The 18,183-nt window shown below is 70.4% G+C and carries 15 protein-coding genes; 10 read left to right on the top strand and 5 right to left on the bottom strand.

What is annotated here, in order from left to right; genetic code table 11:
• Nucleotides 1-12: 12 nt before the first annotated feature.
• The 3 genes from AB0K35_RS02610 to AB0K35_RS02600 are packed head-to-tail and all read right to left on the bottom strand — an operon-like array spanning nucleotide 13 to nucleotide 4,536.
• Nucleotides 13-1,005 (bottom strand): alpha/beta hydrolase-fold protein, encoded by a 993-nt coding sequence (locus AB0K35_RS02610; protein WP_363883259.1) that lies wholly within the window; start codon nucleotides 1,003-1,005, stop codon nucleotides 13-15.
• A 17-nt stretch (nucleotides 1,006-1,022) separates the two neighbouring features.
• Nucleotides 1,023-3,074 carry an N-acetylmuramoyl-L-alanine amidase gene (locus AB0K35_RS02605; protein WP_363883257.1) on the bottom strand — a complete coding sequence of 684 codons (2,052 nt, stop codon included), beginning with the start codon at nucleotides 3,072-3,074 and terminating at the stop codon, nucleotides 1,023-1,025.
• A 19-nt stretch (nucleotides 3,075-3,093) separates the two neighbouring features.
• Nucleotides 3,094-4,536 carry a VCBS repeat-containing protein gene (locus AB0K35_RS02600; protein ID WP_363883255.1) on the bottom strand — a complete coding sequence of 481 codons (1,443 nt, stop codon included), beginning with the start codon at nucleotides 4,534-4,536 and terminating at the stop codon, nucleotides 3,094-3,096.
• Between the two features lie 245 nt (nucleotides 4,537-4,781).
• On the opposite strand from AB0K35_RS02600, the gene AB0K35_RS02595 reads away from it, so the two are divergent.
• From AB0K35_RS02595 to AB0K35_RS02580, 4 genes are all read left to right on the top strand, one after another.
• A complete protein-coding gene (locus AB0K35_RS02595) occupies nucleotides 4,782-5,909 on the top strand; it encodes a DUF4185 domain-containing protein (RefSeq protein ID WP_363883253.1) in 1,128 nt (375 codons plus the stop codon).
• Nucleotides 5,910-6,145: 236 nt separating this feature from the next.
• Nucleotides 6,146-6,847, top strand: a complete 702-nt coding sequence (locus tag AB0K35_RS02590; protein WP_238667812.1) for a GAF and ANTAR domain-containing protein — start codon at nucleotides 6,146-6,148, stop codon at nucleotides 6,845-6,847.
• A gap of 68 nt (nucleotides 6,848-6,915) precedes the next feature.
• Nucleotides 6,916-7,449, top strand: a complete 534-nt coding sequence (locus tag AB0K35_RS02585; protein ID WP_238667811.1) for a hypothetical protein — start codon at nucleotides 6,916-6,918, stop codon at nucleotides 7,447-7,449.
• A gap of 63 nt (nucleotides 7,450-7,512) precedes the next feature.
• Nucleotides 7,513-8,397 (top strand): pyridoxal-phosphate dependent enzyme, encoded by an 885-nt coding sequence (locus AB0K35_RS02580; RefSeq protein WP_363883251.1) that lies wholly within the window; start codon nucleotides 7,513-7,515, stop codon nucleotides 8,395-8,397.
• A 5-nt stretch (nucleotides 8,398-8,402) separates the two neighbouring features.
• Here the strand turns inward: AB0K35_RS02580 and AB0K35_RS02575 are convergent, their stop codons facing one another.
• Complete coding sequence (locus AB0K35_RS02575) at nucleotides 8,403-9,044, bottom strand: HD domain-containing protein (protein WP_238667809.1); 642 nt, start codon at nucleotides 9,042-9,044, stop codon at nucleotides 8,403-8,405.
• A gap of 131 nt (nucleotides 9,045-9,175) precedes the next feature.
• Here AB0K35_RS02575 and AB0K35_RS02570 point away from each other — a divergent pair, with 131 nt between their 5' ends.
• Entirely contained in the window at nucleotides 9,176-10,189 is a 1,014-nt protein-coding gene (locus AB0K35_RS02570; RefSeq protein WP_238667808.1) for a DJ-1/PfpI family protein, read from the top strand.
• Between the two features lie 62 nt (nucleotides 10,190-10,251).
• On the opposite strand, the gene AB0K35_RS02565 is transcribed toward AB0K35_RS02570, so the two are convergent.
• Entirely contained in the window at nucleotides 10,252-11,097 is an 846-nt protein-coding gene (locus tag AB0K35_RS02565) for an SDR family oxidoreductase (RefSeq protein WP_238667807.1), read from the bottom strand.
• 95 nt (nucleotides 11,098-11,192) lie between these two features.
• Here AB0K35_RS02565 and AB0K35_RS02560 point away from each other — a divergent pair, with 95 nt between their 5' ends.
• The 5 genes from AB0K35_RS02560 to AB0K35_RS02540 all read left to right on the top strand — a co-directional run bounded on the left by AB0K35_RS02560 (nucleotide 11,193) and on the right by AB0K35_RS02540 (nucleotide 18,134).
• Nucleotides 11,193-11,660 carry a MarR family transcriptional regulator gene (locus AB0K35_RS02560; protein ID WP_238667806.1) on the top strand — a complete coding sequence of 156 codons (468 nt, stop codon included), beginning with the start codon at nucleotides 11,193-11,195 and terminating at the stop codon, nucleotides 11,658-11,660.
• A 99-nt stretch (nucleotides 11,661-11,759) separates the two neighbouring features.
• A complete protein-coding gene (locus AB0K35_RS02555) occupies nucleotides 11,760-12,950 on the top strand; it encodes an MFS transporter (protein WP_238667805.1) in 1,191 nt (396 codons plus the stop codon).
• A gap of 65 nt (nucleotides 12,951-13,015) precedes the next feature.
• Nucleotides 13,016-13,645, top strand: coding sequence for a VOC family protein (locus AB0K35_RS02550; RefSeq protein ID WP_238667804.1), 630 nt, complete (start codon nucleotides 13,016-13,018; stop codon nucleotides 13,643-13,645).
• A gap of 313 nt (nucleotides 13,646-13,958) precedes the next feature.
• On the top strand, nucleotides 13,959-14,783 hold the full coding sequence (locus tag AB0K35_RS02545) for an AfsR/SARP family transcriptional regulator (protein WP_363883247.1): 825 nt from the start codon (nucleotides 13,959-13,961) through the stop codon (nucleotides 14,781-14,783).
• Between the two features lie 33 nt (nucleotides 14,784-14,816).
• Nucleotides 14,817-18,134 carry a type 2 lanthipeptide synthetase LanM family protein gene (locus tag AB0K35_RS02540; RefSeq protein ID WP_363883245.1) on the top strand — a complete coding sequence of 1,106 codons (3,318 nt, stop codon included), beginning with the start codon at nucleotides 14,817-14,819 and terminating at the stop codon, nucleotides 18,132-18,134.
• Nucleotides 18,135-18,183: the final 49 nt, after the last annotated feature.

Below are 18,183 nucleotides of genomic sequence, written 5' to 3'. Positions count from 1 at the left end.
ACGCTACCGGGGTCAGCCCGCGCGGCGTAGGCGTCCGAGCATTCCGTTGAGGTCCTGGACGAACAGGTCGTGGCGGAAGAAGTGGCCACCCGGCACCTCGCGCCACTCGTGCGGGATGCCGGCTCGGGCGAGTGCCGAGCGGAAATCGCGCTGACCGGCAAGGACCTGGGTCTCGTTGACGGTGTCGAACCAGTTGATCGGGTCGGGTGACGTGCCGGCCGCCAGGAAGATCCGCTTGTTCTGGAAGCTCGGGATGCGCTGGACCGGGTTGTCGGCGCTGACCCGGGCCTCGTCCCACAGCGGGATCCCGTAGACGGTGCCGCCGCCGAGGTCCAGCGCGGCGGAGGTGGCGTTGGCCCAGTGCACGACGAGCCCGAAGTCCCGGCGCAGGCTGGCTGGCCCGGAGTGCGAGCTGACCGAGCAAAAGTGGCCGTAGTACTTGGCCGCGTACTTCAACGCGCCGAAGCCGCCCATCGAGAAGCCCGCGACCGCGCGTCCGTTGTACTCGGCGAACGTCCGGAAGTTCGCGTCGATCCACGGGAGCAACTGGGCGATGTGGAAGGTCTCCCAGTTTCGCGGGCCCACGAAGCTGTTCACCGGATTGGAGTACCAGCCGGTCGACGCGTCCGGCATGACGACGATGACCTCCCGGCCGGCGGTCAGACCGATGACGTTGTCCTGAAGGTGGAAGGTGCGGAAGTCGGCGTTGCCGCCGTGCAGCAGGTACAGCACGGGGTACCGCTTGCCGCTGGTGTGGTAGCCGTCAGGCAGCAGCACGTTGACAGCGGGGTCCCACTCGATGGCATCCGTGGCGAAGCGGTAGTACTGGAGGCGGCCGCCGTTCTCGTTGCGGTCGACGATGCGCAGGCCGTACCCGTCACCGGCGGCCTGGGCGGCGGACGAACCGGCGAGGGCGCCGCCGAACAGGCCGGCGGCGGCCGCCGCTGCCGAGCCACCGATCAACCGGCGCCGGCTGATCGACGCGGACGGGGGAACGTCGAACATGTGCGGTCTCCCTGGGGTCAGAGGGTGGTTTCGCCGTTGAGGCCGAAGAAGTCGTGCCATTTGGTGGCGCCGAGGAAGCTGGTGCCGGTGGAGAGGCCGACGTGGACGTCGTTGAAGCTGCCCTTGGTGAAGGCGACGATGTCGTCCTTGCCGTCGCCGTTGTAGTCACCCAGGTAGGGGAATTCCCCGGGCAGGCAGAAGAGGTCGTTCCACTTGACTGTGGTGCCGACGAACGAGGTGCCGGTGGAGATGGCGGCGTAGACGTCGGCGTCGGCGTTGCAGGTGAAGGTGACGATGTCGTCGCGGCCGTCGCCGTTGATGTCCCCGACGCGGGGTTGTTCCGTCCCGACGGCGAACAGGTCGTGCCACTTCTGGGGCGCGCCAAATCCGCTTCCTGTGGAGAGGGAGACGATCACGTCGCTCGCCGTGGGCGGCCCCTGGGTGAAGGTGATGATGTCGTCGCGACCATCGCCGTTGACGTCCCCGAGGGCCGGATACTCGCCGGGGATGGAGAAGTACTCGTGCCACTTGAGGCCGGGGCCGAAACCCGTGCCGGTGGACAACGCCACGTACACGTCGGCGTTGGTGTCGTGGGTGAAGGCGATGATGTCGTCGCGTCCGTCGCCGTTGACGTCTCCGACCGCGCCGACCTCCGCGCCCGGCGCGAACCACTCGTGCCACTTCTGACCGCCGCCGAAACTGGTGCCGGTGGAGAGGGCCACGTAGACGTCACCGAGAGTGTCGTGGGTGAAGGCGACGACGTCGTCCCTGCCGTCGCTGTTGACGTCGCCGCTGAGCAGGGTCTCGCCGTTGAGGCCGAAGAAGTCGTTCCACTTCACCGACGTCCCTGCGAACGAGGAGCCGGTGGAGGTGGCCACGTAGACGTCGTTGAGGTTGCCCTGGGTGAACGCGACGATGTCGTCGCGGCCGTCGCCGGTGAAGTCCGTCGGTGAACCCGCCAGGTACCGGCCACCCGAGCCGCCGGCGTTGACAAGGGAGACGTAGTAGTTCCAGTTCCAGTTCGGCCCGGGGTCGGTGTGGTCGTTGCCGGGCAGCTCGTTGTGACCCCTGATCGACGCACGGGTCTTCGGTAGCCCGTACTTGTCGCAGAGGTAGCGGGTCAGCGCGGCTGACGACCGGTACATGGCGTCGGTGAACCACGCGGGGTTGTCCACGAACCCCTCGTGCTCGATGCCCACCGCGTACGGGTTGGCCGAGCGTGCGTGGTAGGCGGTGTCGCCCTCGCGCACCATCTGGGTGATCTCGCCGTTGCTCGATTTCACCACGTAGTGCGCGCTCACCCCCGCCGACGGGTTCTGGAACCAGCTCACCGTGCCGGCGTAGGACCCCTGGGTCACGTGCACCACGACTGTGGTTATCCGCGCCGATCGGCCGGCCTGGTAGTTGCCGCCGTAGGCGGACACCCACCGGGCCGACCCGTACTCCGGCACCGCCGCCGCGGCGTTCGCACCGGCGTCGCCCGCGGCGGCGACCCCCGCGTAGCGGCCGAGTTCGGGTCGCAGTGGTCGGGGCGCGACCCGAACCGGTCCGGCGGCGATTCCGGTACGCAGCAGGTCGTAGACGTGGTCGGCGTAGAGCCGGGCGGTCGACGCGTCCACGGCGGCGCTGTAGCGCGCCACCACCGGATACCAGGCGGAGAGCCGGTCGCGTGCCCCGCCGGTCAGCCCCTCGTCGTCGGCCAGGTCGCGGAGCACAGCAGCACCGCCGCGGATGTTGGCGGCGGAGACCGAGCGCAGGCGGTCGACCGGTTCGCCGGTGAGCGTGGCCGCCCGCTCCAGGCTGTGCTGGGTGGGATTGCTGACCAGGTGCATGACCCCGTACCCGTTGGCCTGGCTGGGCAGGCCGCCGTGCCCGTCCAGCCGGGACTCACCGTAGGCGACGGCGACCAGCAGGTCCCGGGGCACGTCAAACTCGGTGGCGGCCCGGGTGAAGTCAGCGGTGAGCGAGCCGGGCGTCACGGGTCCGGCCGCGTCGGCCGGCGCGACAGCGACCTGACCGGCCAGCGCCGCCGCCAGGAAGAGGGTGCACGTACGCCTGGTCAGTCGCATGAGGTCTCCGATCCGCTGATCACAGCGTCGTCTCTCCGGTGAGGCCGAAGAAGTCGTGCCATCTGGTGGCGCCGAGGAAGCCGGTGCCGGTGGAGAGCGCGACGTGGACATCGTTGGTGGCGCCCTTGGTGAAGACGATGAGGTCGTCCATGCCGTCCCCGTTGGCGTCGCCGAGGTAAGGGAACTCGCCGGTCAGGCAGAAGAAGTCGTGCCACTTCACTGTGGTCCCGGCGAAGCCGGTGCCGGTGGAGGTGGCGGCGTACACGTCGGCGTTGGCATCGCAGGTGAAGGTGACGATGTCGTCTCTGCCGTCGCCGTTGACGTCACCGACCCTGGGCAGTTCGGCGCCGACGGCGAACAGGTCGTGCCACTTCTGCGCCGCGCCGAAGGAACTGCCGTTCGACAGGGCGACGATGACGTCGCTGGCGGAGGCCGGGCCCTGGGTGAAGGTGATGAGGTCGTCCCGGCCGTCGCCGTTGACGTCACCGAGCGCGGGGAACTCGCCGAACGGGCTGAAGAACTCGTGCCACTTGAGGCCGGCGCCGAAGCCGGTGCCGGTGGAGAGTGCGACGTACACGTCACCGGCGGGGTTGTGCGTGAACGCCACGATGTCGTCGCGCCCGTCACCGTTGACGTCGCCGACCGCGCCGATCTCCGCGCCCGGGGCGAACCAGTCGTGCCACTTGAGGCCAGCACCGAACGAGGCGCCGGTGGAGAGCGCGACGTAGACGTCGCCGGTGTTGCTGTGGGCGAAGGTGACGACGTCGTCGCGGCCGTCGCCGTTGACGTCGCCGGTGGAGGCGGTCTCGCCACCGAGGGAGAAGAAGTCGTTCCACTTCGCCGAGGTGCCGGCGTAGGAGCTGCCGGTGGACGTGCCCACGTAGACGTCGGCGAGGGCGTTCTGGGTGAAGGTGACGATGTCGTCGCGGCCGTCGCCGGTCACGTCGGTGTGGGATCCACCGGCGATGGCGTGGGTGCGGGCCGCCTCGTTGAGCTGGGCCCTGGCGGTCGCGGCTGCCTGGTCGTACCGGTCGGGGAAGCCGGACCGTTGGACGCACTGGGCGACCTGGCCGGCACTGTGACCGGGGTTGTTGCGGTCGCAGACGATGGCCCGGGTGACGTACTGGGTGCTGGCGTAGACCGGGTCCATGATCTGCTCCGGAGTGCCCCACCCGTAGTCCCAGCGCTGCTGGAACACCCCGAGCGACGACTTGTCGCCACACGGCAGGTTGTTCATGTGGGACTCGACCCAGCCCGCCTCGAACGCGGACAGCATGACCTTGTCGTTGGCGTTGTACGCCCGGGCGACCCGGTAGACGACAAGGGTCACCGCCGGGTCGCGGTTCGCGGGGATGGAGGGGCAGGCCAGGGTTCCGACCGGGTCCGCGTGCGCCGGCGCGGCCGGGACCGTCGTGCCAGCCATGCCGAGGGCGACCAGCAGGGCCAGGAGAGTACGTCTCACGCTGCTCCTCGTCGGGTCGGGGATGCTCGACTGGTGGCGTCACGAGACTGCCAACGGCCGGGAACCGATTGCTGAGAGTTTCTTCAGGACGCTGATGGGTGTCAATGTTCTATGAAGAATTCCTTCAATACATCGTTCAAGGCGGGCAGGTATTGACAGCCGTTGTCGTCGGCGGGTTTACTCGCCCGCAACCGCTGTCCAATCACGCGGCAGGGCCAGGACGAGTGCGACAGGAGAGGGCAGCCATGGGCGTACGTCGTCGCTCGTTGCTCGGGCGCGCCGCCGCGATCGGGGCCGCCGGCGCGGTCGGTTCCGTCGGCGCGATCCTGACCACTGCCGCTCCGGCTCAGGCGGCGGTCTGGAAGAAGCGGCTGACCGGTGCGGACCTGGACACCAGTAGCCGCTGGCGGGTGGCCGGCACCGATCTGGGCATCCCCTACGTGCTGGAGAACGGGTCGATCGGCTACCTCTTCGGCGACACCTTCGACACACCGTGGCCCGAGGGCCCGCCCCTGCCGAACGACTGGCGGTCGCCGGTCATGTTGCGCTCCGCCGTCCACCCCGGCGCGCCGGGCGGAATCGTGTTCGACAGCGCCGCACGCGTCGCCGGCAACGGACGGGCCCCGGAGCTGATGCACAACGGCCACCACGGCATCGGCATCGACGGTCTTCCCGAGGTGACAGTCATCCCCAACGACGGCATCAGCTTGCCGGAGACCGGTCGGCAGCTCATCTCGTACATGAGCATCGAGAACTGGAACTCCGCCGGCCCGGCCGGCCCGCAGTGGAAGTCCCGCTACGCGGGGCTGGCCTTCTCCGACAACGGCAACGACTTCGTCCGTACGTCGCTGAAGTGGTGGAACAGCTCGGACAACAGGGACCCGTTTCAAATGTGGACCATGCAGCGCGACGGCGAGTACGTCTACGTCTTCTCGGTCCGGTCGGGGCGGCAGGACGGTCCGATGATGCTGCGACGCGTCCGGTGGGATCGGCTGTTCTACCCCGAGTCGTACGAGGGCTGGGGCTGGAACGGCACCAACTGGGGCTGGGGGAGACCCTGCACACCCATCCTCACCGGCCGCTTCGGCGAACCATCGGTGCGCCGGCTGGCCGACGGGACCTGGGTGATGTCCTACCTCAACTGCCAGAACGGATGCCTGGTCACCCGGACCGCGTCCGGACCCGACCGAAGCTGGACGGGGGAGAAGATTCAGCTGACGGGCTGGCAGGAGCCCGGGCTCTACGGTGGGTTCATCCATCCCTGGTCCAGCCGGAACGCCAACGACCTGCACCTGATGGTCTCGAAGTGGACCCGCACCCCGGACGGCCGCAGCACCGCCTACCACGTCAGCCAGTTCACCGGCTCGGTGTGACGGGGCCACCGAACGACAGCCGTCGTGGCCGGACATTCGCGACCTCGACCCGCTGGAGCTGATCTGCGCAAACGCGGGCCGCCCTGTCCTCAGCAGGGTGTGAGTGGGTGATTCACGGGGTAGGACCACGGTTGCTGACGACCGCCCCGGGGCGGGGCTGCCGAGCATCCGACGTGGTGCCGGCCGTGCCGGAATCTTCCATTCCGGCGGACGCAGATCGAGGAGGGCGTACTGCGATGACGCAGCCGACGATGGATCCCACCGATGCGTTGGCCGAGCTGGGCCGGGTCAGACTCGACGAGGTCAGCCTGGACGACATGCTGCGCCGGATCGCCGACCTCGCCAAGGGCAGCATTCCTGGGACGAGAGAGGTGACTGTCACTCTGGTGCGGGGTCGGGTCGGTTGGACCGGGGCATTCACCGGCGAGCTGGCCCGTGAACTGGACGAGTGGCAGTACGAGCAGCACCGGGGTCCCTGCCTGGATGCCTCCGCCAGCGGTGACACCATCTCGGTGCCGGACATGGCCACCGAAGAGCGCTGGCCGGCCTGGGCTGAGAGGGCTCGCGGCGCCGGGGTGAAGAGTTCCCTCTCCATCGGGCTTCCCATCCAGGGGTCGGTGGTCGGCGCGCTCAACGTCTACAGCGATTCGCCGAACGCGTTCGACCCGTCCTCGATCGTCAATGCGGAGGGCTTCGCCGCGTACGCGGCGGTGGCACTGGCCAACGCGCACCTGTACGAGAACGCGGCCACACTGGCGGCGCAGATGCAGGAAGCGATGCGGAACCGGGCCGTGATCGAGCAGGCCAAGGGGATCATCATGGGGAGCCGGCGGTGCTCGTCGGAGGAGGCGTTCGCGCTGTTGTCGAAGATCTCCCAGGACTCCAACCGGAAGGTGCGCGAGGTCGCCGAGGCCCTGGTCGCCCAGGCGGTGGGCTGAGAGTCGGGCCTCCAGGTCCGGTGACCACTCGGAGGTGTGGGTGGCTGGTCGGTGGGTAGGGCTGCATCATGCTGAAGCGAGCGGTGTGGCAGGGAGTGGTGGCGGGCCTGGCCGGGGCGGCGGTGATGACGGCCGCCGAGAAGATCGAACAGCGGGTGACCGATCGGCCCGACTCCTACGTGCCGGCCCGGGTTCTGGCCAGGCTGGCCGGCCTGCCGGAAACCTCCGGGCAGCAGCCCCGGTGGCAGAACCTGGCGATGCACTACGGCCAGGGTGCGCTGCTCGGCGTGCTGCGCAGCGTCATGGCGCAGGCCGGGCTGCGCGGTGTCTGGGCCTCAACGATGTTCACGGCGGTGCGCCTGAGCAACGACCAGATCCTGGAGAACGCCACCGGCGTGGGGGCGCCTCCGCTGACCTGGCCCCGCCCCGAGCTCGCCATCGACGTGTTGCACAAGTCCATCTACGCGTTCGCCACCGGAGCGGTGGCCGACGTGCTCGCCGCCCGCGACGGAGCGGGTCCCGGGCAGCGGCACGCGGCGCTCCGTCCCGGTCGCCACGCGGACGTCGGTCCGCTGCCCCGGGCAGCAGCAGGTCGGGCATAGCCGCCGAAGAGCGCCCAGGCTCAGGTAGCTGCGTGCGGGGCCGGAGAGTGTTTAGCTGCACGGATGATCACACCCGTTCCCCTCGGTACCTGGCCGACGCCGTTGGAGGCCGCGCCCCGGCTCGCCGCCCGGCTGGGGCTGGCCGAGCTCTGGCTCAAGCGTGACGATCTCAACGGCCTCGGCGGGGGTGGCAACAAGATCCGCAAGCTCCAGTACACCTGCGCCCAGGCGATCGCCGTCGGCGCCACCACTGTCATCACCTCCGGGGCGCCGCAGAGCAACCACGCCCGGCTCACCGCGGCTGCGGCCGCGCGGCTCGGCCTCTCCTGTGTGCTGGTGCTCGCCGGCTCGCCCCCGGAGCGTCGACGAGGCAACCTGCTGCTCGACGGGCTCGCCGGCGCGGAGATCGTCTGGAGCGGCGACCGTCCGCTCACCGAGGTGGTGGCGACCGAGGCGGAACGACGATCGGCGTACGTCATTCCGTTCGGCGGCACCTCACCTCTGTCGATCCAGGGTTATGTGGACTGCGCTCGGGAGCTGCGGGCCCAGTTGCCGGACGCCGACGGGGTCGAGGTGGTGGCGGCGCTCGGTTCCGGCGGGACGATGGCCGGCCTGGTGCGGGAGTTGGGCGTGCAGCGGGTGATCGGCGTGGATGTCGGTGCCGTGCCGGACCCACGGGCGACAGTCGCCGGGCTGCTCGTCGGCGAAGTCGAACCGGACGCGCTGCGGATCGACGGCACCCAGGTGGGTGCGGGATACCGCACGCTCACCGACGCCGTCCGGGCGGCGCTGGAGGTGACCGCCCGTACGGAGGGAGTCTTCCTGGACCCGACGTACACCGGTCGGGCGATGGCGGCGCTGCTGACTGGCAGCTTCCCGCACGGCGACCGGGTCGTCTTTCTGCACAGCGGCGGTCTACCGGGACTCTTCGGCCACCCCGATCTGTAGGGGGTTCATTCGGGCCAGGCGGAGCCCTCGATGACCCGGACGAAGTCGATGTGGCGGTAGCCGGGCACCCGGTGCTCCAGCACGTCGCCGTTGACGGTCCCGAAGGTGGTGTCCGGCCGGTGCCGGAAACCAGCGGCGAAGGCGTCGACGATGGCCCGCTTGAAGTTCGGCCGCGGGTGTGCCGTGGTGACCGCGGCGATGTCGGCCGGCGACAACTCGTGGTAGCCGATCCCGAGCACGTCCGTCTCGACACCTGCGGTGACCAGAGCGACCTCGGGTTCCAGCCGGTACGGAACCTCGGGCGTGGTGTGCAGGGCGATCCCTTCCCAGACGAGTCGGGCCTCGTGTTCGCCGATGCCGTTGGATCGGAGGAAGCGGCGTGCCTCGTCGGCGCCGTCGAGTTCGAAGCGCTGATCGTCGCGGCGGTAGCGTTCGGTCAGTCCCAGATCGTGGAACATCGCTCCCACGTAGAGCAGCTCGGGGTCGGCCTTCAGGCCGAGCCGCCGACCCTGGAGCGTGCCGAAGAGGAAGACCCGCCGCGAGTGATGGAACAGCAGGTCGTCGGTGGCCTGGCGGACCAGTTCGGTGGCGTCGGTGGCGAGCTGCGAGTCGGGGATCTTGATGCCGGCGATCGTTGTCTGGCTCATCACGGTCCTGTCGGTTGGGGAGCTCGGCTGGGCTCCGATGCGTCCAGCGTCACCCGCCTGACCCGCCGCCTGCCCCGTCCTATCTGCCATGCTTCCCTCAGATCAGGACAACATCGGAGGGGGTTGACGCGGTGGGCAGCGGGGCGGCAGGGGTACACCGGGTCACGGCCCTCGTCTTCGACGGCATGACGTTGCTGGACCTTGCCGGACCGTTCGAGGTCTTCGCCGAGGCCGCCAAGTTCGGCGCCCGGTACGAGCTGGAGGTGCGCTCCAGCGATGGTGCCGCCGTCCGTGCCTCGACGGGCCTGCGCGTGCACGTGGATGGCGCGGCCGATGCGGCGACCGACGTCGGGACCGCCCTCGTGGTCGGCGGCGACGTGCTGGCGGTGCGCCCGATCAGTGCCGAACTCACCGCCGCCGCCGCAGCGCTGTCGGACCGCGCCGATCGCACCGCCGCGGTCTGCACCGGCGCGTTCGTCCTGGCCGCCGCCGGCCTGCTGGACGGTCGGCGGGCGACGACGCACTGGCAGCACGCGCGGTTGCTTGGCGCCGCATTTCCGCAGGTCAGCGTCGAGAGCGACGCGATCTTCGTGCGGGATGGGGCGATCTTCACCTCCGCCGGCGTGTCCGCGGGCATCGACCTCGCGCTGGCCCTCGTGGAGCGCGACCACGGTCCGGAGGTCGCCCGGTCGGTGGCCCAGTCGCTCGTGGTCTTCCTGCAACGGCCCGGTGGTCAGTCGCAGTTCTCGCCGTCGCTTGCTCTGCCCCGACCGCGCACTCCGGTGCTGCGGCGGGTGATCGACGCGGTGGCTGCCGACCCGGCCGACGACCACTCGGTGACGGCCCTCGCCGCCCGGGCGCACGTCAGCCCCCGTCACCTCTCCCGGATGTTCCGGCAAGAGGTCGGCAGCAGCCCCAGCAAGTACGTGGAGGGCGTGCGGGTCGATGCGGCCATCCGGTTGCTGCACGCGGGTAAATCCGTCACCGCCTGCGCCCAACAGGTCGGCATTGGCAGCCCGGAGACGTTGCGCCGGATGTTTCTCGCCCGGGTGGGGGTGCCGCCCCGCGCCTATCAGCAGCGATTTCGAACGACGGAGCGTGACTCGACGATGATGCCGGACGACGAGGGCCCGCCGGACCGGTGACCGCGCGGCGGCGCCCTCCGGCGGGGTCGCGCCGGAGGGCACCGCGCCGAACCGTCGACGGATCAGACGCTGGCGAACTGCTCGCGGTGATCACGGGCGAACTCGGCGAAGGTCCGTGGCTGCCGGCCGACGATCCGCTCGACATGGTCGTTGGTGAAGTCGCCCCACCCGGAGCCGTAGGCGACCCGGTACTCGGCGAGGACCTCTGCCGACCACTGGTCGAGGCCGGCCTGGAGCAGGCCGTCGCGTACCTGTTCCGGGCTCTGCGGCACGTAGCGCACCGGCTGGCCGAGCGCACTGGCGACCTCGTCGGCGGCCTCGTCCAGGGTGATGCTCTCCGGGCCGGTGGGCGTGTAGATCTTGCCCTCGTGCCGCTGCGGCGCGGTGAGGATCGCTGCTCCCGCGGCGGCGATGTCCCGGGCGTCGATCAGGCCGACCCGCGAGTCACCGAAGAGCCCGTAGAGGTCTTCACCAGCCTTGGCGGCGAGCAGGTTCTGCATGAAGAAGCTCGGTCGCAGGATCGTCCAGGGGATACCCGACTGCTGTAGCTCCGCGTCGGAGAGCGCGTGGAGTCGGCCGTTGCGGGTGGGCGCGTCGTGCGCGGCCCCGATCGCGGAGAGCCGGACGATGTGCCGCACGCCGGCCTGTCGGGCCGCCCACACCGCGTTCATGCTCTGGCTCGGTGCCAGCGGGCCCATCGGCATCAGCAGCCACAGCGTCGTCACCCCCTCGAACGCCGGGGTCAGCGTGGTGGGGCGGTCCAGGTCGCCGACGACGTACTCGACCCCGTCCAGCCCCGGTGTGCGCGACGAGTCCCGGACAAGAGCGCGGACCGACTGTTTGCCGGCCAGCTCCCGCAGCACCTCCCGCGACACCGTGCCGTTTGCCCCGGTTATCAGAATGGTCATGGTCATCCTCTCGGTCAGGCGGACCGAGGTCGGCCCACCGGTCGCCGACGACGATATAGTCCATAACTTGTACCGTCCAATGATTGGACCAAATTATGAAGCGCAGCACACAGAAGGAGCAGGACCCCGATCTTGGGATCCTGGCCGTGCAGCTCTCCGCACGCGTCCAGCGGGAGATTTTCCGCCGCTCGGCGGAGCAGGGGTTCGACGACGTCCGTCCGCGCCACGGCGCGGTCCTCGCGTACCTGGACGCCGAGGGCACCCGTCCCGGCGAGTTGGCCCGGCTGGCCGGTCGCAACAAGCAGACGATGGGCGCGATCCTCGACGAGTTGGAACGGCTGGGCTACGTCCGGCGTACGCCCGACCCGGCCGACCGCCGGGCAAAGTTGATCGTGCCGACGGATCGGGGTCTCAGCTTCATCGCGGCCTCCGACGGCTTCGTGCACCTGATCGAGCAGAAGCTCGCCGACACGCTCGGCCCCGACCGGTACCGCGACTTCAGGGACGCGCTGGCCCGTGGCGTGGCGAGTCTCCCGGCGACGGGCCAGGACACCGAGGGCTGAGCGGGCATGTGCCGGCGCCAAGCGGGTACGCCGCCGTGGCCCTCAGGGCCGGCGGAACGCCCAGGCTGACCGTCTTTCACGCAGCCGAGGAGCACCGACATGCCTATCGCGGGGCGGGCCCGACTCACACCAACGGTCTCCCTGGTGCTGCTGGCGTCGATCCTGGTGTCCTTCCTGGCCGCGTCGGCGGCCCCGACCCCGCTCTACGGTGTCTACCAGGAACGCTGGCACTTCTCGCCGGTCACGACCACAGTGGTGTTCGCCGTCTACGCCCTCGCGGTGCTGGCGTCGCTGCTCACGTTCGGCAGGTTGTCCGACCACGTCGGCCGACGGCCGGTGCTGGCCGTCGCGATCGCGGTGCAGATGCTCGCGTTGGTCGTCTTCATCGTCGCCAACGGCGTTGCTGCCCTGTTGGTCGCCCGCCTCGTGCAGGGGCTGGCGGCCGGCGCCGCCACCGGCGCGGTGGGCGCCGCCATGCTCGACATCGACAGGGCCCGGGGCACGCTCGCGAACTCGATAGCCCCCGGCATCGGCACCGGAAGTGGCGCACTGCTCTCGGCGCTGCTCATCCAGTACCTGCCCGCGCCGACGCGACTGGTGTACCTCGTGCTGCTCGTGATCCTGCTGATCCAGGCCGTCGGAGTCGCGCTGATGCCGGAGACCGTCACCCCGATGGCCGGGGCCCGAGGCAGCCTGCGGCCGGACATCACGCTGCCCCGCTCGGTGCGCCAACCCGTCCTGGTCGTCATCCCGGTGCTCTTCGCAGTGTGGGCGCTGGCCGGGTTCTTCGGCGCGCTCGGCCCGGCGTTGATCCGCAGCCTCATGAACACGTCGATCGTGGTCGGTGGTCTGGTCCTCTTCGTCTTCGCCGTCTTCGGGTCGGTCGCCGTGCTGGTCCAGCGCAACACCGCCGCGCGGACCGTGATCCTGACCGGAATCGTCGCGCTCATCCTGGGCATGGTCGTCACGTTGGTGGCGGTCATGGCGCAGTCCGTCCCGATCTTCTTCGTCGGCCTCGCGCTCGGGGGCGTCGGCTTCGGCAGCGGCTTCCAGGGCAGCCTCAAGACGGTCATGCCGCTGGTCGAGGCGCACCAACGCGCCAGCGTGCTGTCCGTGCTCTACGTCGTCTGCTACGTCGGCTTCGGTCTGCCCACGGTGATCGCCGGCTTCCTCGTGGTCTACGCCGGCGGCTTGCCGAGGACCGCCGACGAGTACTCCGTCGCCGTCATTCTCCTCGCCCTGGTCGCCCTGTTGGGGGTGCGCAGGGCCACCCGGATGGCGCCGGGCTGATGCCGGGAAGCCGGCGCCGAGCACTGATGCAGGCAGTAGCGTGGTGATCAGGAAGGGGGGCGGCGATGAGCCCGAAGGTGGCCCAGGGCGACGCGAGTGCGACGTCGCGCATCGAAAGCCTGGACGTCAAGCTTGAGGTGATCGTCATCCCGGTCTCCGATGTCGACCGGGCGAAGGCGTTCTACGAACGGCTCGGGTGGCGGCTCGACCAGACCCCGCCCGGCATCGTCCAGTTGACGCCGCACGGCTCCGCGTGTTCCGTACAGTTCGGCCCCGGGCTCACGTCGGCGGCACCCGGCTCGGCCACGGCGTACCTGATCGTGTCCGACATCGAGGCGGCCCACGACACCCTCGCCGCGGCCGGTGTCGAGGTCGGCGACGTCTTCCACGTCAGCCCGGACGGCCCGGTCGACGGGCCGGACCCGCAGCGTCGCAGCTACGTCTCGCGCGCCACGCTGCGCGACCCGGACGGCAACACCTGGCTGATGCAGGAGATCACGACCAGGCTTCCCGGACGCATCGAGGGCGGCCTCACGTCGTTCGGCTCCACGAGCGACCTGGCGAGCGCGCTTCGACGCGCGGCCGCCGCCCACGGCGAGCACGAGGAACGTACGGGCGAGCATGACGACAACTGGCCCGACTGGTACGCGGCGTACATGGTCAGCGAGCAGTCGGGGGCCAAGCCGCCCGAGTGAGCGCCACGCCGACGCCTAGGACCTACTGATCGACGTGCTGCCGGTGAGTCACCTGACGACTCACCGGCAGCGCCATTTCCGTTTCAAAATGCGCGCGGCTACCCGCTGCGCGCTGTTCGTACGGGCGATGTACGCGAGTTGTACGCCGACCGTCCTACCATCCCCTGGACACGATGATCTTCGATCCAAGCGGCGCCGCCGGACTCAGAGCTGACCCGGGTGCGTGCCGTGCCTCGTCGCCTGTGCGCGGTCCCCCGGCCGCCGGTAGGGAGGAGACCTCGATGACGAGTCCTGGTGCGGGCGGTGCGATGCCGTGACGCGGGTACGGTTTCTCGCCCTCGGTCCGCTGCACGCCGAGGTCGGTACAGAGTGGCTCGACCTCGGGCCCGTCCGGCAACAGGCGGTCTTCGCGATCCTGCTGTTCAACGCGAACCGTGTGGTCACACCGGCGTCGATCCTGCAGGGAGTCTGGGGCGGCCAGGCCCCGGCGACCGGCACGAAGCTGATCCCGCCGTACATCTATCGGCTGCGACGCACGCTCCAGGCGGCGTGCGTCGGCCACGACGGTCCCGCGATAGACAGCTCCCGGATCGGCTACCGACTGCGCCTCGGTTCGGCCCGCACCGACGTCGCGGACTTCGACGAGGCGGTTGAGCGGGCGGCTGCCGCCGAGACGGCCGGCGACCTCGCCGGGGCCGCGGCGCTACTGGCCGAGGCCGAGCGGAGCTGGGCGGGCGAGCCGTTGGCGGGCCTGACCGGTCCGTACGCGGAGAACCGTCGGCAACACCTGCTCGAACGCCGCATCGTCTGCCTGGAACACCGGCTGGAACTGCATCTGCGGCTGGGCGACTGCCACCGGGCGATCCCCGCGCTCATCGCCCTGCAGGCGGAGTATCCCCTGCGGGAACGGCTGGCGATCATGCTGATGACCGCCCTGTACCAGAGCGGCAGGCAGAGCGAGGCGATCGACGTGTTCGGCGCCTTCCGTACCCGCCTGGCGACCGAATTGGGCGTCGAGCCGACCCCGGCGCTGCTCGCGGCGTACGCCTCGATGTTGCGCGGCGACCTGGGCCCGACCTGGGTGACAGGCCGTTTTCCCGAAGGACACGCCCGGGCACGGGCGGCCACCAACACGTGATGCGCGGCGACGCCGCGCGGTGAGGCGGAGCAGATGGACGACGGCCTTGCCCCGGTGCAGCCGGGGGACGCCGGATGGTTTCTGGGTCACTCCCTGCGGGAGCGGCTTACCGGCGCGGTGCCGACCGGCCCCGTCGACGAGGATCTCGGCCGGATCCGGCTGAAGATGTGGTTGGACGAGCCGGTCCACGCGAGGCGGCCCGACCTGATTCCGCAGCGCCTGGCCCAGCACGGGCTCGACGAGGCCGACCTCATCCGGGTCCTGGGCGAGCAGCCCGAGACCGTTCGGTCCCGGTTCGACACGGCACCGGATCACGCCCGTCGGCTGGTCGAGGCCGCGCGGCGACATCCGGCCACCTCGGTGGCGCCCGGCCACAGCGCGGCCGGACACGACGACAGCGCGGGATTCGCGGTGCTCGTCGCACCGCTGATCGCCGACGCGCTCGAACGGTTGGGTGCACGGGTGGCGGCGTTGGTCGATGGCCACCCGCACCTGTCCGCCGAGGCGCTGACCACGCGGTTGGGCCCCGGGCCGATAGACACCGTCAACATGCTGGTGGCCCGGACCATGGCGCTGGAGCTCAACGTGCTGCGGATCCGGGGCGAGCTGTCCGGGAGCAGCCCGCACGAGCGCTTCCACGACTTCCTCCACCGGTTGGAGCAGCCGCAGCACGCGCTGCGCCTGCTGCGCGAATACCCGGTGCTGGCCCGGGATCTGGTGCGGGTCGTCGACAACTGGGAGGCCAGCCGGCTGGAGTTCGCCGAGCGTGTCGTCGTCGACCACGCGGAGCTGTCCGACCGGTGCGGTGGGCCGGACTCGCTCGGCGACCTGGCCGAGGTGAGCTTCGGGGCGGGCGACAACCATCGGGGCGGTCGCTCGGTGGCGGTCGTCCGCTTCGCGACCGGCGCGCGGGTGATGTACAAGCCCCGGCGTCTACAGGTGGACGGCCACTTCCAGCACCTGCTGGTCTGGCTCAACGAGCGCGGAGCGCACCCCGCGCTGCGGACGTTCTGGGTCGTCGACCGTGAGGTGTACGGGTGGACCGAGTTCGTCGAGAGTGGACCCTGCGCCGACCGGGACGCGCTCGGCCGGTTCCATCGGCGGCAGGGCGCCCTGCTGGCACTGTTGCAGGCCCTCGGCGCGACGGATTTCCATCAGGAGAATGTGATCGCCTCCGGTGAGCACCCGATGCTCATCGATCTGGAGGCGATGCTGCACAACTGGCAGTGGGAGCGGCCGATCGGCGACCAGGCGGGCTACCTGCAGAGCGCCGGGGTCGCGTTGATGAGCCGGTCCGTCGTCACTGTGGGGCTGCTGCCGGCACCGGTGGTCTGGACCGAGGGCAACCAGGTCAACCAGTTCGACATGAGTGGGATGTCCGGGGCCGGTGGGCAGTTGACCGCCCGGCCGGTCACGGTCTGGGACGGGTTCGGCACCGACGAGATGCGCCTGGATCGGCGGCGGGTCCTGCTGCCCGGCTCGGGGAACCTGCCCACCCTGGGTGAGCAGCGTCTGGACGTGACGGAGTTCGCGCCCGAGATCGGCGACGGATACCGCACGCTCTACCGGATCCTGCTGCGACACCGGGACGAGTTGCTGGGGTCGTCCGGCCCGTTGGCCGCGTTCGCGCACGACGAGGTGCGGGTGGTCCTGCGCGCCACCGAGTCCTACGTCCGGCTGCTCGCCGAGGCGCAGCACCCGGACCTGCTGCGTGACGCGTTGGACCGGGACCGGTACTTCGAGAACCTGTGGGCCGGGCACGAGCACCGCGAGGACCGCGACGCCCTCATCGCCGCGGAACTGGCCCAGATGTACGCCGGCGACGTTCCGATCTTCGTGACCACACCGTCGTCGACGGACCTCACCGGTGGCGACGGCACCGTGGTGTCGGGGGCACTGCGCCAGACCGGCCTGGACGCGGTCCGCGACCGACTGGTGGGCATGTCCGAAGACCACCTGGCCCAGCAGAGCTGGATCATCGAAGCCTCGCTCACCGCGCTGATCATGGGGGACCCGTCGCGGTGGCGTCCACCGAGCCGCCCGGGCGCGGTGGTCCTGCCGCCGCCGGTCGTACCCGCGAAGGTCGTGCACTCGCCTGTCGCCCCCGCGACCGTCGCACCTGAGCGCTTCGTCGACGCGGCGCGCATCATCGGTGATCGGTTGCTGGCGACCGCGCTCGCCGAGGACGACCGGATCTGCTGGCTGGGCCTGAGCCTGATCGCCGACAAGGTGTGGATGCTCGGCCCCAGCGCCATGGACCTCTACAACGGCATCAGCGGCATCGCCCTGTTCCTCGCCCGGCTGGCCGACGTCACCGGCGACACGGTCTACCGGCAGCCCGCCGACCGGGCCGCCACGATGATGCTCCGCGAGGCGCGGAGCTGGCTCACCGGCCCGACCGCGACCGCGGGCGTCGGTGGCTTCGACCACCTGGGCGGTTCGGTCTACGCCCTGAGCCACCTCAGCGCCGTCCTGGACCGCGCCGACCTGGTCGACACCGCCGTGGACCTGGCCGCCTCGATGGTCACGCACGCCACCGAAAGCCGCGAGTACGACATCATCAACGGCAGCGCCGGCGGGCTGCTGGCCCTGCTGTCGCTGCACCGGGTCACCGCGGACCCCAGCCTGCTCGACGGCGCCCGGACGCTGGCCCGGCACACGCTCAGCGGCGCACGGCCGGTCGGCGACGGGGTCGGCTGGTCCGGCACCCTCTACGCGGACACGCCGCTCGCCGGCTTCTCCCACGGCGCGTCCGGTATCGCCACCGCCCTGGCCCGATGGGACCGGTACACCGGGACGCACGAGCATCGCGACACGGTGGACGCGGCGCTGCGCTACGAACGCACGGTGTACGACGAGGCGACCGGCAACTGGCGCGACCTACGTCCGGACACGCCGGAGGGCGACTCCATGGTCGCGTGGTGCCACGGCGCGGCCGGGGTCGCGATGGCCCGCGCCGAACTCCTCGGCTACGCCACCGACGACGCGCTGCTGCGCGACGACCTGCGGCGTGCGCTGACGGCGACGCTGGAGCCGAGAAACCTGCTGCACAACCACTCGATCTGCCACGGGGACCTCGGCAACGCCGAGGCCGCACTGGTCGCCGCCCGAGCCCTCGGGGACGACGAGGCGGTCCAGCGCGCCACCGCGATCGGGGAGACCGCTGTCGCGGACATCGAGAACCGCAACTGGCGGTGCGGTGTGCCACGGGGTGTCGAGACACCGGGGCTGATGAGCGGCCTGGCCGGCATCGGTTACGCGCTCCTGCGCTGGGCCGATCCGGCGGGTGTGCCGTCGGTGCTGCTGCTGGAGCCGCCGACCGACCATCGCGGTGCCATCGATCTGCCATAGCGCGGTCCTACGGTTCCGCCCGTGGAGGCCCATCCACGTATCGCGCTTC

Origin of the sequence: Micromonospora sp. NPDC053740 (assembly GCF_040677775.1) — a bacterium.
In the GTDB taxonomy this organism is placed as follows: domain Bacteria; phylum Actinomycetota; class Actinomycetes; order Mycobacteriales; family Micromonosporaceae; genus Micromonospora; species Micromonospora alfalfae.
The sequence above is the reverse complement of the archived record's forward strand: the minus strand, read 5'-3'. Positions and strand labels throughout refer to the sequence as shown.